Origin of the sequence: Neobacillus solisequens, from assembly GCF_051233465.1 — a bacterium.
In the GTDB taxonomy this organism is placed as follows: Bacteria; Bacillota; Bacilli; order Bacillales; family Cytobacillaceae; genus Neobacillus.
In genome coordinates, this window is record NZ_JBKFGJ010000003.1 from 82,391 (window position 1) to 97,043 (window position 14,653).

General features: G+C 38.0%; 11 protein-coding genes. 4 read left to right on the top strand and 7 right to left on the bottom strand.

Translation table 11 applies throughout. From position 1 onward, the window contains the following. Positions 1–92: 92 nt before the first annotated feature. A complete protein-coding gene (gene ald, locus ACI3K6_RS04605) occupies positions 93–1,226 on the top strand; it encodes an alanine dehydrogenase (protein WP_435553924.1) in 1,134 nt (377 codons plus the stop codon). A 44-nt stretch (positions 1,227–1,270) separates the two neighbouring features. On the opposite strand, the gene ACI3K6_RS04610 is transcribed toward ald, so the two are convergent. Both ACI3K6_RS04610 and ACI3K6_RS04615 read right to left on the bottom strand, forming a co-directional pair. After that, positions 1,271–2,527 (bottom strand): DUF445 domain-containing protein, encoded by a 1,257-nt coding sequence (locus ACI3K6_RS04610; RefSeq protein ID WP_435553925.1) that lies wholly within the window; start codon positions 2,525–2,527, stop codon positions 1,271–1,273. A gap of 116 nt (positions 2,528–2,643) precedes the next feature. Further along, positions 2,644–3,783 carry a HupE/UreJ family protein gene (locus ACI3K6_RS04615; RefSeq protein WP_435553926.1) on the bottom strand — a complete coding sequence of 380 codons (1,140 nt, stop codon included), beginning with the start codon at positions 3,781–3,783 and terminating at the stop codon, positions 2,644–2,646. Positions 3,784–3,987: 204 nt separating this feature from the next. Between ACI3K6_RS04615 and ACI3K6_RS04620 the strand changes: the two genes are divergently transcribed. Further along, on the top strand, positions 3,988–9,717 hold the full coding sequence (locus ACI3K6_RS04620; RefSeq protein WP_435553927.1) for a DUF4350 domain-containing protein: 5,730 nt from the start codon (positions 3,988–3,990) through the stop codon (positions 9,715–9,717). A gap of 28 nt (positions 9,718–9,745) precedes the next feature. Here ACI3K6_RS04620 and ACI3K6_RS04625 read toward each other — a convergent pair whose 3' ends face one another. From ACI3K6_RS04625 to atpB, 3 genes are read right to left on the bottom strand one after another with little or no spacing between them, the layout of a single operon-like run. Further along, complete coding sequence (locus ACI3K6_RS04625; protein ID WP_435553928.1) at positions 9,746–10,714, bottom strand: AtpZ/AtpI family protein; 969 nt, start codon at positions 10,712–10,714, stop codon at positions 9,746–9,748. Positions 10,715–10,716: 2 nt separating this feature from the next. Continuing rightward, positions 10,717–11,112, bottom strand: a complete 396-nt coding sequence (locus tag ACI3K6_RS04630; protein WP_435553929.1) for an ATP synthase F0 subunit B — start codon at positions 11,110–11,112, stop codon at positions 10,717–10,719. 16 nt (positions 11,113–11,128) lie between these two features. Then, positions 11,129–11,851, bottom strand: coding sequence for a F0F1 ATP synthase subunit A (gene atpB, locus ACI3K6_RS04635; protein ID WP_435553930.1), 723 nt, complete (start codon positions 11,849–11,851; stop codon positions 11,129–11,131). 391 nt (positions 11,852–12,242) lie between these two features. Here atpB and ACI3K6_RS04640 point away from each other — a divergent pair, with 391 nt between their 5' ends. Then, entirely contained in the window at positions 12,243–12,503 is a 261-nt protein-coding gene (locus ACI3K6_RS04640) for a CGCGG family putative rSAM-modified RiPP protein (RefSeq protein WP_435553931.1), read from the top strand. 96 nt (positions 12,504–12,599) lie between these two features. Then, a complete protein-coding gene (locus ACI3K6_RS04645) occupies positions 12,600–12,896 on the top strand; it encodes a hypothetical protein (protein WP_335480959.1) in 297 nt (98 codons plus the stop codon). A 116-nt stretch (positions 12,897–13,012) separates the two neighbouring features. Here the strand turns inward: ACI3K6_RS04645 and ACI3K6_RS04650 are convergent, their stop codons facing one another. Both ACI3K6_RS04650 and ACI3K6_RS04655 read right to left on the bottom strand, forming a co-directional pair. Further along, a complete protein-coding gene (locus ACI3K6_RS04650) occupies positions 13,013–13,195 on the bottom strand; it encodes a hypothetical protein (protein ID WP_335480961.1) in 183 nt (60 codons plus the stop codon). A gap of 95 nt (positions 13,196–13,290) precedes the next feature. After that, complete coding sequence (locus tag ACI3K6_RS04655) at positions 13,291–14,652, bottom strand: hemolysin family protein (protein WP_435553932.1); 1,362 nt, start codon at positions 14,650–14,652, stop codon at positions 13,291–13,293. Position 14,653: the final 1 nt, after the last annotated feature.

A 14,653-nucleotide genomic window follows, 5' to 3' on the forward strand; every position in this document is an offset into this window, starting at 1 on the left:
TTTCCTTTCTTAACAAAGAAATTCACAAACAATCATTTTATACTGTATCCATATTATGTTACTTATTGTGAATTTAGGGAGGAATCAGGGAAATGTTTATTGGTGTACCTAAAGAAATTAAAAACAACGAAAATCGGGTAGCACTTACCCCAGCGGGAGTTGTGTCATTCGTGAACTCCGGTCACTCAGTTTTAGTGGAAAAAGACGCTGGCCTTGGAAGCGGATTCACAAATGAGGACTATGCTAAAGCAGGTGCTGAAATTCTAGATGGTGCTGAACAAGTATGGACAAGAGCCGACATGATTATGAAGGTAAAAGAACCTCTTGTGAGTGAATACAAATACTTCCGTCAAGGATTAATTTTATTCACTTATTTACACCTTGCAGCGGAGCCGCCATTAGCACAGGCACTAAAGGATAGTGGGGTTATCTCCATTGCTTATGAAACCGTTGCTGTTAACAGAACTCTGCCGTTATTAACACCAATGAGTGAAGTAGCTGGCCGCATGGCAGCTCAAATTGGAGCACAATTCCTTCAAAAAAATAATGGGGGCCAAGGAATCCTTCTTGCAGGTGTACCTGGGGTTAACCGTGGAAAAGTAACCATCATCGGCGGTGGGATTGTTGGTACTAACGCAGCTAAAATGGCTATTGGTTTAGGTGCTGATGTTACGATTATCGACTTGAGCGCAGATCGTTTACGCCAGCTTGATGATATTTTCGGAAATCAAATTAAAACGTTAATGTCTAATCCATATAATATTGCGGAAGCTGTTGCGGAAGCAGATCTTTTAATTGGCGCTGTGTTAATTCCTGGTGCAAAAGCTCCGAAGCTTGTGACTGAAGAAATGATTAAAACAATGAAACCAGGATCCGTTGTTGTTGACGTTGCTATCGACCAAGGCGGTATCGTTGAAACAATTGATCATGTAACGACTCATGATAACCCAACGTTTGAGAAGCATGGAGTGATTCACTATTCCGTTGCCAATATGCCTGGTGCCGTACCACGGACATCTACAATCGCATTAACAAACGTGACTGTACCATATGCACTGCAAATCGCTAATAAAGGGGTCTTTAAGGCTATTGTTGACAATCCGGCATTAAAATTAGGTGTTAACGTTGCTAACGGAGAAATCACTTATGAGGCAGTTGCAAAAGACTTAGGATATAAATATGTACCTGTAGAAAAAGCATTAGAAAAAGAATTAGCATCCATTTAATAAGCAAATAATCCCCTCAGGAGCCTGAGGGGATTATTTGTGTTTTAGAACAAAGCTTTAATACCTACTAAGACAAGGCCAATCAAAAAGCCGCAAACAGCTCCGTTAACCCTGATCCATTGCAAATCTTTTCCAACGTTTGACTCTATCATGTGAATCAGAGTTTTGTTATCTAATTTATTAAGATTTTCTTCGACCAGTTTACCAATTTTAGAATGATTTTTATCGACAAAGCCTGAGATTTGCTGCTTTAGCCAAGCCTCTAGTTTTTCCATCTTATCTTCATCAGCTTGTAAACCATTTAGTCCATCCATCATCATTGGCAATAGGTATTCTTCGTAGAAACTAGGTTCTTCCACATACATGATTGCTTTTTCTTGGGCCTGTGTTAATAATTCGATAATTTTAGGTTCTGGATCCCAATTAGTAATGAGGTGCTGTTTAAATTGTTCTAATTCCTGGTATAGTTTTTCATCCGTCTTCAAATTTTGGAGCTTTTGTTGGATATGATGAAGTAAATTTTGCCGGTTTTGGTTAAATGGATCTCGATAACTATCGACCCCTTTAAGAATCAAGCTTTGAATAATATTACCCAGCTTTTCTTCATTTACCAAATTACTAAAGGATCGTAAAGCAAATTGCATGAATCCATCTGCTTTAATATTTTCAATCATTTCTACAGCCATGCCGCCAAGACGGTATTTCGTATCCTCCTGATTGGCCCAGTCATTTATCTCCTTTAAAACAAAGTCTAATGTTTTTTCATCATAGTTTCGTGCAGAAACCTGGTCAATAAGTAGCGGGAAATAATTCTGTATATCCAATTGATGAAGTTGGTCTTTTAATTCCTTTTCTACAATGGGAGCCACTTTTTCAATTTTTATCATTTTAATGAGATGCTTGACCCCGATAATGATATTTTTTTTTGCAGGCTCTTCATTGATTTCTTTTTCGACCACTCCAAAAATTCGTTTGGTCAAGTGGAATGAATCGATTTTTTCACGAATGCTTTCTTTAGTCAGCCAATCGTTCTCTAGCATAGAAATAATTTTCGCAATGATTTTTTCACGGTTTTTTGGCAAAAGGGCTGTATGTGGAATGGGAAGACCCAAAGGATGGCGAAATAAGGCTGTTACCGCAAACCAGTCAGCAAGTCCTCCGACAAGGCCAGCTTCAAAACCGCCTTGAAGTATGGTTCTCCAAATCGATGGCTCCAGAGGAATCGTAATCAGAAAACCAGCAGCCATCACAATAAGTGAAATGGTTGCTAAATGCTGCGTGTTTTTTTTCTCTTTTAACATTTTTGTACCTCACAATTTAATGAAATATGGTTAACACTATTATCTCAATTTTTGTGGGAAAAATAAAGAAACTCGCCGAATGGCGAGCGTCAAGGAAACAAAGCAATAAGATGGATTTAAAAAAAGATGCGTTCAACGAGCCAAAATCCCCCTAAAAGGGTAATAATGATTGACCCAACTTTTACATACATGCTGTATTTTTTTTGCTTTTGAATGAACGCAAGGATTGGGAGGAGAACCAAGACAATAGTTAGCTGGATGGCTTCAATACCCAAATTAAAATTAACTAAGGCAACAGCTAAATGGCTTTTTGGAATCGCCATCTCCCGCAAAATACTAGCAAACCCAAGTCCATGGATTAATCCAAATAGGAAAGTCAGAGTCCACCTGTGCTTGATCTCTTTTCGGAAAATATTCTCTAAAGCAACATAACAAATACTAAAGGCAATGACAGATTCAACAAATCTTGATGGAAGGGTAACCACACCTAACACGGCAAGACTAAGAGTTATACTATGGGCGATCGTAAAGGACGTAACAATCGCGGCATATTGCTTCCAAGTTTGCTTTCTTAACAATAGAGCAAAAAGAAATAAAAGGTGATCATACCCAGTTAGAATATGAAGCATCCCCAGTTTGAAAAAGGAAAACCAGTTAGAAGATAAGGTAGTTGATTTTTCGGGCTGATTAGGGGGAGATACTTGATGATCTGATGCCCCTTGCTGCTGCTGCACTTCTGTTAGTAGCATGGTCCATTCTCTATTTTTACCATTCAGTACCGCCTCGCTGACCTGACCTTGATAATCTACTGCTATAAAATCATTATAAGTACTGGCATTTTGCCCTGTATAAAAAATTCCATCAAGTAATTTCACTGTTTTTCCTGCTGAATAGGCTGGGTATGTAAATAGAAGGGTCACCATTTCCTTTTCACCTTTCTGCTCAAGCTTAAGACTTTTTAGTGTTCCCTCTTGTTCTTTTCCGTCTACTTCAAGAACAACACTATCTTCTACCCACTCTTGTAGACGATATTTAATCGCTTCCAATTCCTGTTTATTTAAAGTACTATCATTGTCTTTATCGCCTCCTACCCCCTCAATAACTGATAAGGAATCTATGGAATAGATTAATTCGGTTTTTTCTTGAGTTAAGTGAATATTGGTAAAAGCAGCGCTCAAGGCGTGGGCGGAGGTGTTTTTTGGAAATAATAATAAGGCTATGAACAAAAGTATAAAAAGGTTTTTTATATAACGCAATGGTCCTTCCCCCTGGGTATATGTGTTAGTCCCCTTTATTATAAAGTTTTTTAGAGGTTTTACTATATGAAATTACAATATTATTTTTGTAAACTATTTTTTTGTATGTGTTACACTACTTTTACTAAAAATAAATATTAAATCTATTAAAATTATGATAAATTTAAATTGTTACATAATTAATATAGAAAATGGGGGAGTAGTATGAGGAAAAGGCGCATAAAGAAATATAGTAGCGTGGCCCTTTCTGCACTATTACTTGGTGGAACATTCCTGCCGAATCTAGGAATAACTGCCAAGGCAGCTTCAATTGGAAGCGTTGTCATTAGTGAAGTGTATGGAGGAGGAGGAAATAGCGGAGCTACATATAAAAATGATTTTATTGAACTTTATAACCCAACCGATTCGGATATTACTATTGATGGGTGGTCGGTTCAATATGCCGGATCGAGTGCAACAGCTGCTTTTACTGGAAATACTAAACTAACTGGTGTTATTAAAGCCCATGGATACTATTTAATACAGGAAGCTAAAGGAGCGGGAGGAACGGCTGATCTTCCTACCCCTGAAGTTATTGGAACTATCAATATGGGTGGTGCAGCAGGCAAAGTTGCTCTAGTAAAAAATATTACAACAATAACTGGCAAAGATGATACAAATGTAATCGATTATGTGGCTTTTGGTTCTACAAGTCCATTTGATGGCAGTGGTCCAACACCGGCACCTTCAAACTATAAAAGTGTTGAAAGAAAAGCGAATGATGGAACTGATCCAACCACTATTGGGGCAGGAAAAGGAAATGGCTGGGATACAAATGACAATGCAACAGATTTTGTTCAGGCAGATCCTAACCCTCAAAATTCCTCAACACCAATTGAACCAGAAATAGTCATTCCACCGACACCTGAAGAAGGAGTTACTCTACTTAAAGACGTACGTGCCAATGACAGTCAAGGCCAGCCGTCGTTGTTAAATCAAACAGTTACCGTTGAAGGTACTGTAACAGTTGCTAATAATATCGTTGGTGCCAATACATTCTATATTCAAGATGCCACAGGTGGAGTGAATATTTTCAACAGTTCTCAAACGGTAACTGTTGGCAGTAAGGTTAGAGTAACGGGTACCGTTAAATTTTACAGAGGTTTAACAGAGATTGAACCTTCCTCTATTGAATTAAAGGGTGATGGGGACACCATAACTCCAATTGATTTTTCCATAACAGAATTGAATAATTCAACAACCGGAGAACCAAAAGAAGGCATGCTGGTAAAAATCAGAGGTAAAGTAACTAATGTACCGGCAACTCCATCTGGAGGTGGGACTAACGTTACTCTTACTGATGATTCCGGTAAGGCGACAACAGTGAGGGTAATGACAACAACAGGCGTAGACCCGGTTAATCTTTTTAAAGTGAATAGTTATTATGATATTACGGGCATTGTAGGTCAGTATGATTCAACAGCACCATTTGACAGCGGATATCAAATCTTTCCACGGAATGTGGATGATGTAACAGAGTATTTTGCTCTCGCCTTAACACATACACCAATGACTACGGCTTACAATGGAAATGATATTAAATTTGTGGCAACAGCTGAGGGCGCTGAGACAGTTACGGTTTTCTATAAAGGTACTGGGGATTCTGCCTATCAGTCCTTGGATATGACAAAGGGAGATCAAAATAAATATACGGCTGTATTACCATCTGGTTCTGTTCCTGCCAATGGATTTGCTTATTATATTAAAGCAGTAAATAAATCCGAAACTAAAACAGTGGGAACCGCTGATAAGCCAAATGCTGTTCAATTAGTTGATGATACATTCGCACCTGTATTAAGTGGTTTTCAGCCAGCCGATAAATCTATTGTAGAAACTCAGCTTCCGGATATAAGCTTCCTAGTAAATGAACCAAGCGGCCTTGAAAAGTCGAAGCTTTCTATCAAGCTAGATGGGGAAGAGGTAAGCGGTACGGCCATTGTTACGGATGAGCAAGTGCAGCTTCCTTTAGCTAACGAACTAACCATCGGAACACATACTCTGGCAGTTGAGGCCTGGGATACAAAAGGAAATCACAGCAATGCTTCCTGGACCTTCGAAGTGGCAAAGCCGTTTACAGGTGGTAATCATTATCGTGGGACTACCCATAACCATACCAATATATCTCATGATGCTTCAGGGACACCTGAAGAGGCATTAAAAGCTGGTAAAGCTCATGGTTATGATTGGTTTGCGTTTTCAGACCACTCACATGACATTGATGCAACCCTAGCAGATAAAGATACCGTTACTCATAATGGAATGCCTGAGCGTACAGGCGGGGATAATTGGCAGTTGACAAAAGATCTTGCCAAACAATATACAAAAGACGGGGATTATGTTGTGTTCCCTGCATTTGAAATGACCTCAACTACTTGGGGACACTCAAACGTCTTCGGAACAGACAACTTTATTGACCGTAAAATGAACAGCGGCAAATATCAGGACTTAAATCAATACTATGCTTGGGTCATTACCTACGATAATATTGCGGCACAATTTAACCACCCTGATATGTCTGCAAATGCATTTAACAATTTCATGCCTTATGATCAAAGAGTAGACAAGCTGTTTACGATGCTTGAAGTAGGAAATGGGTCAGGACATTATGGATATGTGAATGCCGAAAAGAAATTCTTTAGTGCACTTGATCTAGGCTGGCACGTTTCACCAACTTACGGGGAGGACAACCATGATGGCACATGGGGACAAACTCTTAATAGAACCGTTATTGTTTCAAATGACTTAACGCAAAACTCATTGTTACACTCTATGCAAAATATGCGGGTATATTTTGAAGAGGATCCAAACTTTACCCTTGATATGTTAGCAAATGGAAAATATATGGGTTCCACCGTTGATAGCAAGTCTTTAACATTTGATATTAAGGGTTCAGATCCTGTTGCAGAATCTAAAACGATGGCAGAATATAATTTCCTTCCATCTACCTATCAATCCGATGATCGTATTAAAAAAGTTGAACTAATTACAAACGGTTCAAAAGTTGTTGATTCAATTGAACCTATGACGAAGGATTTTTCTTGGAAACCTGCTGTTACAGTTACTGGTGGACAGCAATGGTTTGTTGTGAAGGTAACTCAAATGGACGGAGAGGAAATCTATTCTGCTCCGATTTGGACAAAAGAACAAGATGTGGATGTTCGTGTAAGTGGCCTTGACGTTGCTGGCAATGCCATTGTTTCTGGAAACCCTGCGACATTGGAAGCAGGAGTCAGCAACCTGGGTAAAACAGAACTAACCAATTTAAACGTGAAGTTTTACTATGACCAAGTTAACGACAGTAATTTAATCGGATCTACCAAAATTGATAAAATTGCCTCTAAGGGGGTAGGCAAAGCCAGCATTATTTGGAATAGCCCGATTGCCGGGGACCACAAATTAATTGCTGTTGTAGATACACCATCAGGGGACAGTCCGGAAGATAATCAATTTGAAAAACAGGTTACGATCAAACAAGCTTTGGGAATGACGGTCATGATCGATGCAGCTCACCAAAATGAAAATACATCTACTGATCCGGGAACCTATAAAAATAATTTCAATGCCTTTACATCACTTGTTCAGCGTGAAGGTTATACAGTAGTGGAAAACAAACAGCCTTTAACTGCTGATTTGTTAAAAAATGTTAAAGTTTTGGTATTAACCCATCCAAAAGTGGATCTAACTGCAAGTGAGAATGCAGCGGTAGCAGACTTTGTTAAAAATGGCGGTTCATTGTTCCTAACAGATAAAAGTAACTATAATAATAATACTGATATTAATAATGATTTGCTGCAGCAAATGGGAGCAACCATTCAAATAAACAATGATGGAATTAATGACGATACGAAAGAAGGTAACTTCTGGTCTGATCCGTTAAAGACTAAATTTGCTGTTCGAATTCATTTACATCCAGTTTCTAACTATATCACTGACCGTGCGGATACGCTTGAATACTATAGTGGCTCGAGCTTGGAAAAAGTATGGCACCAGCCACTGACAGACAGTGATACAGTGACCATTTTAGCAAGTGGTAATGAAACCACTTACCAAGGCAGTGTAGCAGCAGGATACTACGTATATGATGCAATTTCTGATAATGCCGGTGGTTCGGCAATTCCGGCTGTTGCTTCAGAAAAAGTAGGCATTGGACGTATTGTTGTTTCAGGTATGAATTTTATGAATGATAAACAATTGGATGAATCCTTTAATGCAAAAGGAAATGATGAACTTGCTCTTAACGCAGTAAATTGGCTTGCACACCGTGAAACAACGGTTTCCAATATTGCTGATGTCCGTAAAATGGGGGATGGCAATAATGTTGTGGTGGAAGGAACTGTCACCACTGGTGCAGGAGTATTCTTTGATGCTTTCTACTTACAGGATGCAACTGGCGGAATCATGGCATTCCAGGAAGTTCCAGACGGTTCATTAAAAGCAGGCGATAAGGTCCGTGTATATGGGCATATTAAAACTTTCGAAAACAACAAAGAATTAGAGTTTACCAACTTTGCAAAAGATGTGATTAAACTGGGTAGTGGTGAACCACTTCAACCTAAAGAAGTGAAGACGGGTGAAGCTACCGCTGATATAAACAAAGGTTTCCTAGTAAAAGTAAAAGGGAAAGTTGTTTCGAAGTTTGACGAAAATTCTTATGTCATTAATGATGGTTCAGGAGATGTATTGGTCTTTACTGATGGATACATTGTCAACCAGCATCCGGAAGCAACGGTTCCTGTACTCAAAACAGGGGACACTCTCGAAGCAGTAGGATTATCTGGATCCTTTGCTCAAGGTGATCGTATTCGAGTTAGGGATACAAGGGAACTGGTTGGAACGGATACTTCAGTACCAGATGCACCTGTGGTTAATCCAATCACAGATGCTGATACAATGATTAAGGGGACAGCAGAAGCTGGGACCACTGTTCTAGTGAAGAATGGAGATGTAGAACTTGGTCATATGGTCACTGATGAAAACGGGCATTTTGAAATGACAATTGGCAAGCAGGCAGCAGGTACTGTAATCTCTGTAACAGCAACAGATGCAGCAGGAAATACAAGTGAAGCCGTACAACTTACAGTAACAGATATAACTGCACCAGATGTACCTATTGTTGATGACGTTACAGATGCAGACGTGATGGTAACTGGAACAGCAGAAAGTGGATCAACTGTAGTTGCCACCGTTAACGGCAAGGAAATTGGCCATACAACAGCAATTCAAGACGGTAAATTTATCATACCAATTGCAAAGCAAACAGCGGAATCAATCATTGAGGTAACAGCAACAGATGGATCGGGTAATACTAGTACGGCTGCCCAAATAACGGTAAAAGATGTTACAGCACCGTCAGCTCCGATCTTAAATACACTTACAGATGCGGATGTGGTTATTTCTGGAACCGCAGAAGCCGGATCAACCGTAATAGCTTTAGTGAATGGCAAGGAAATTGGACATACAACTACAAGCCTTCAAGGTCAATTTACGATTTTCATTGCTAAACAGTCGGTAGGTACAGTTGTGGTTGTGTCGGCAACAGATAAAGCAGGCAATGTAAGTTCCACTTCGTCTGTAACGGTAAAAGACGGTACTCCGCCTTTAGCACCGAGCGTAGATTCAGTCAGAAAGTCCGATAAAGTAATTACCGGAAAGGCTGAGGTGGGATCTATTGTCATTGCGAAGGTAAATGGTAAAGAAATCGGCCGTACAAAAGCAGATAGTAAAGGCCAATTTGAAATCACTATTGCCAAACAAGACGTGAATACGAAGATAACCGTTACAGCAACAGATGCTGCAGGAAATGAAAGTCGTGCAACAGAAGTAATAGTTACCAAAACACCAGATAAACCAGCAAAACCTGGTAAAAATAATTGGATGTTTGACTTTTGGTATTAGGTCTAAACAGCCAAAAAAAGCTCCTCTCTTAGTGAAGAGAGGAGTTTTTTTTCTGGGGCTTGATGTGAGTGACAAGACCATCAAGGTCAGTAATATAAAATTGAGTATCCGGCGTTTTCTTTAAATACTTATCTTGAAGCAGTTGATAGTAATTAACTCTCCGGTGGGGGTCATATTGTAGCATCGGGTATTCTCTATTTTCCTTTACATATTGATCGACAGCCCTTTGAACCATATCCATTTCAGCAGGGATATGTTTTTCATCTTCTTCGAATAAATCATATGTTTCCTTGGACATGTAGAAGTTTTTAGCAGGTATGCCGCCCAAAATGTGGACGATCTGCGTGAAATCAATGCTATTATCCTCTTGAACAAGAATGGTCCGATAGACACCTTTAGGTAATTTATCAGAGAATTGCCGTACAGCCTTCCGAACATCATCAATATCCACATCAATAATTGGATGGTTAGGTTCCAGTGTGTTTTCGTTTTCTATTTGCATTTGCTCATTTTCCTTTTTTTGTTTTGATGGTAAAATAAAGTATTTTTGAATTAAGAAAAAAACAGTAACTCCACCTAAAATGATTCCTAAACATGTCCCGATTAATGTACAGGTTGGATAAAGGGAAAATCTTTCATCCAGGAAACTTCCTAATTTATAACCCCCAAATACACAAAGGGCAATAGAAATTCCGAAAACCATATTTAACGAGAGGGTTTTCATGAGAAAAGCCGAAAATTCATTCCAATGTGTATCATCCCTAGTTTTTTCTTTTTCAATAAATTTCATAACCTCTTTTTCCATCTCTACAGAAAGCGGATTTTCTGCAAAATAATAATCAAGATATTCTTTATCAGTTTTGTTTTCATTTTTTAATAGGCAGGCTGTTTTCTCTTCAGATCCTTTTGAATAATGTACATAAATCCATTTTTCCTCAAACCCTAATTCCAGATTTTCTGTAATCCTGCCAAGATTTTTTGTAAATTTGTGTTTCATAATTATGCCCCCTTCATTTTTTCAGAAGGTGTAAAGGACAGTGGTTGGGAGTGATATGCTTCTCCTTTTGCCTCTATTAGGATGCGCTTAGCCTCTTCTCTTGCAGAATGCAGGATTAATTTTGCTTCTTTTTCACTGTGTTTCCTTATTTCCCATGCTTCTAATTTTGCAGATTTAAGGATTTCTTCGCTCGCTTCAAGATTTATTATTGCTTCTTTTTTATATTGTTCTGTCAGTGACAGTTGATTTTCGATATGCTGCTTCCGTTTTTCGAGAACTCCGACCATTTTTTTTAATACCAGTTTCTTTAAAATAAAGACAAGAACGGTAAACAGGAACGCTTGATATAGCATGGTACCTAATGAAACTGGTAAACCAAATAACGTAAGGTCGCCCAATGTAACCAGCTCCTTTCTATTCGTCAATCGTTAAACGGTGTCCAATATACACCATGGTGAGGGTTACAAAAATGTACGCTTGAATAGCTCCAATGAAAATGCAAAATGCCTGCCAGATTATCATTGGTAGTGCTGCAAGAAAGGCCAAGACAAATCCGTGGGTTATTGCTCCAGCTAATAAGGTTAACATGATTTCTCCGGCATAAATATTTCCAAACAATCGCAGTCCTAAGGTAAGTGTTGTTGATAATTGTTCCACGGCATTTATAGGGAAGAGAAATGTAAAGGGTTTAAAGAAGCTTAGGAAAAAATGCTTAAATCCATGCATTCGGATATCAATGAAATGGGTGTAGGCAATGATCATGATGGCTAACGTCATAGTAACGTGCGCATCTGCTGTTGGGGATTTCCACCAAGCTACGGAATGTTCTTCTGTGATTACAACGGAGAAAGGTACTCCCATGAGGTTAGCAATAAACAAATACATTAAGAGGGAAACGCCAGTCGATAATATAAATAGATTCGAGGATGTCCCCATTGTCGTATTCATAATTCCTTTAACAAACTCAATAACCCATTCCATAAAATTTTGCCATTTTTTCGGTACGTTGACCGAGGGGTTCCGAGTAAATAAATAGGCAATAAGGAAAACAAAGATAGCGGCAACGGTACTGGTAAATAATATGGATAGGTCAAAGGTTAAGTTAAATAGTTCCACCTGTGGTCTTTCATGTCCCATGATGTCCACCCCCTTTCTTCAATAAGGTTAGGAAATCAAAGTTGAAAACCAAAAGATGTTACATTAGTCCTACCTTTATTATATACTAAAATTTTACTATTGTAACATAATCTGCGATTTATTAAAAATTTTCTGAAAAGAAAACATAATCATTGTTTAAAGTATAATCCATTTTAATAACTTAGGAAACATTAAATTGATGAGGAGATTAGAAAGAAACTAGAAAAATGGATCCCTTTGGGGTGGTTCCCTTGTTTAAAGATCATCTCACATAGGTTCTAAAGCAGGAAATAATTTAAGTATTTGTTCATATTTTGTGTGAAGAAAATCATTACCTTTTTCAATTATTTACGTTTTAATATTAGTAAATAAAAAAAATAGAGGGGAAGATATGAACAAAGATTGGACTAAAGATTTGGAACATGATGAGTATGAATATGATATTGATTTAATTATAAAAGATGCCATTTTAGCAGTGGAGGAAACAAAGGAGGGCTGCTTTATCAATTTAGTAACTTCTTCGACATTCGGAAATCCAGTCGATTATCTTCAGCCATTAATTGTAAAATTGTTCCCAAATCAGGTGAGTATAAAATTCATTGATAAATGTGGCTGTGGTGGTTATGTATTGAGGGTTTGGAAAACTGATTGACCAAAAACACTTTTTTCGTCAAGTGTTACTGTTTTTGTAACATCTTTATAGTGGAAATGATGCTATGATTATGTCATTAGAAAGGAGTTTTTGATGATGGAAAAGGCATTTGAAAAGTTAACAGAAAATGTAAATGATATAAAATCTTTAATTCATACTTTTAATGAAACTCTTGAAAATATAGAAAAAAGATTATCTCGTTTAGAAAAAGTAGATAGCATTGAGCACAGGGTGGCCGTAAACCAAATTGATCTTTCCGATATTAAAGAAGCACTTGAACGGATCGAGGGTGCCCAAAATGGCGAAATTCTCCAAATTAACCGCCGATTGGATACCCATCTGGTAAAAATCGCGAAAGCAGAAGAAGAAATCTTAATGCTGAAAACAAGATAAAGGATACCAAAGCTGCAGCTTTCATTGCGGCTTTTTATTTTTAGAATGATTTTTTCATCCAATAAAAAGGAGCCAGGATCGAACAAAATCCTGGCTTATGATATTAATGTGATCGCTTACAATTTTAATAATGATTTGACGCCTTGATATAGAACGGCAAATGCAAATACTAAGATGGCTAGAGAGCCAACGATATGAAAGAATGATGACAGTCCTGATAGGAATGAAATGGCTGGCATTTTAATTAGTGCAAAACCGGCTAAGATACAAGCTAAATATAAAATGGATACTTGTTGCATTTACAACCCCTCCTTTAATATAGAATATGAACTTACCAAAAAAAGGAATAGTCATTTGTCCTGATAAAGGGGCAAAAAAAAAACAAACCTAAAAATTAGGTTTGTCTTGACAGAACGCCGGGATTTGAAACCGCCATGTGTTGAACGGTATCGCTCCCATCATGTTCTAATTTCATAACCTCGATATATTTAATATGGTGTTCTTCCATTTCAAGAATCTTGAAGGAGTAGGAATCATGGACGACGATATCGCCTTCTTTGGCCTCGTAATTTTCAGTCAGAATCCAGCCGCCGATTGTGTCCACATCCTCATCATCAATTTCAACCCCAAGTAAGTCATTTACTTCACTAACTAAAACTTTGGAATCAATAATGAAATGATTTTCCTTTATTTTTCTAATTTCTGATATCTCATCCATATCGAATTCGTCGCGAATTTCACCAACGATTTCTTCTAGAATATCTTCAACAGTCACAAGTCCTGAAGTACCGCCATATTCATCCATTAACACGGCCATATGCATTTGTTCTTTTTGCATTTTAACCAGTAAATCATGAATTGGAATCGTCTCAATTACTCTAATGATTGGGCGAATATAATTTTCCAAAGTCTTAGCTGTTAACTTTTCATTACCAATCATGTCTGTCATAATTTCTTTAATATTTACCAAACCGATAATATGGTCTTTATCACCATCAATGATAGGATAACGGGTGAATTTTTCTTCACGAATAACCTTTAAGAACGATTCAATTGTATCGTCTTTAGATAATGAGACAATCTCGGTTCGTGGAACCATGATCTCCTTGGCAATTCTGTCATCAAAATCAAAGATTTTATTTACATACTTAAACTCTGATTGGTTAATTTCACCACTTTTATAGCTTTCTGATAGGATAATACGAAGTTCCTCTTCAGTATGAGCAATTTCATTTTCAGAGACTGGCTTTAAACCGAAAAGACGTGATACCAAACGTGCCGATCCGTTAAGAACCCAGATAAAAGGGTACATCACCTTATAAAAAATAATCAGTGGACGGGACACGTTTAAGGTGATCCATTCAGCCTTTTGAATTGCTAATGTTTTCGGAGCTAACTCCCCTACAACCACGTGTAAAAAGGTGATCGTGGCAAAAGCAATCGCAATGGATAAAACCCGAGTAGCACTTTCAGGAATGTGTAAAGCAAGGAATATAGGACCAAGTAAATGCTCAATGGTTGATTCGCCAATCCAACCTAAGCCTAGAGCAGTAATGGTTATTCCAAGCTGACAGGCTGACAGGTATTCATCTAAATTTGAAATCACTTTTTTTGCTGTAACGGCCTTCGGATTACCTTCTTCCATTAACTGATCGATTCTTGAACCTCTAATCTTGACAATCGCAAATTCTGAAGTTACAAAAAACGCAGTTAATGCTATTAAAATGGCTATCAAAACCAAGTTAAATATGTCCAAA

Coding starts and splice junctions, on each gene's coding strand:
- ACI3K6_RS04650 (WP_335480961.1), bottom strand. CDS start 13,195: ATGCAACAAGTATCCATTTTATATTTAGCTTGTATCTTAGCCGGTTTT.
- ACI3K6_RS04625 (WP_435553928.1), bottom strand. CDS start 10,714: ATGAAACACAAATTTACAAAAAATCTTGGCAGGATTACAGAAAATCTG.
- ACI3K6_RS04610 (WP_435553925.1), bottom strand. CDS start 2,527: ATGTTAAAAGAGAAAAAAAACACGCAGCATTTAGCAACCATTTCACTT.
- ald (WP_435553924.1), top strand. CDS start 93: ATGTTTATTGGTGTACCTAAAGAAATTAAAAACAACGAAAATCGGGTA.
- atpB (WP_435553930.1), bottom strand. CDS start 11,851: ATGGGACATGAAAGACCACAGGTGGAACTATTTAACTTAACCTTTGAC.
- ACI3K6_RS04640 (WP_435553931.1), top strand. CDS start 12,243: ATGAACAAAGATTGGACTAAAGATTTGGAACATGATGAGTATGAATAT.
- ACI3K6_RS04620 (WP_435553927.1), top strand. CDS start 3,988: ATGAGGAAAAGGCGCATAAAGAAATATAGTAGCGTGGCCCTTTCTGCA.
- ACI3K6_RS04645 (WP_335480959.1), top strand. CDS start 12,600: ATGGAAAAGGCATTTGAAAAGTTAACAGAAAATGTAAATGATATAAAA.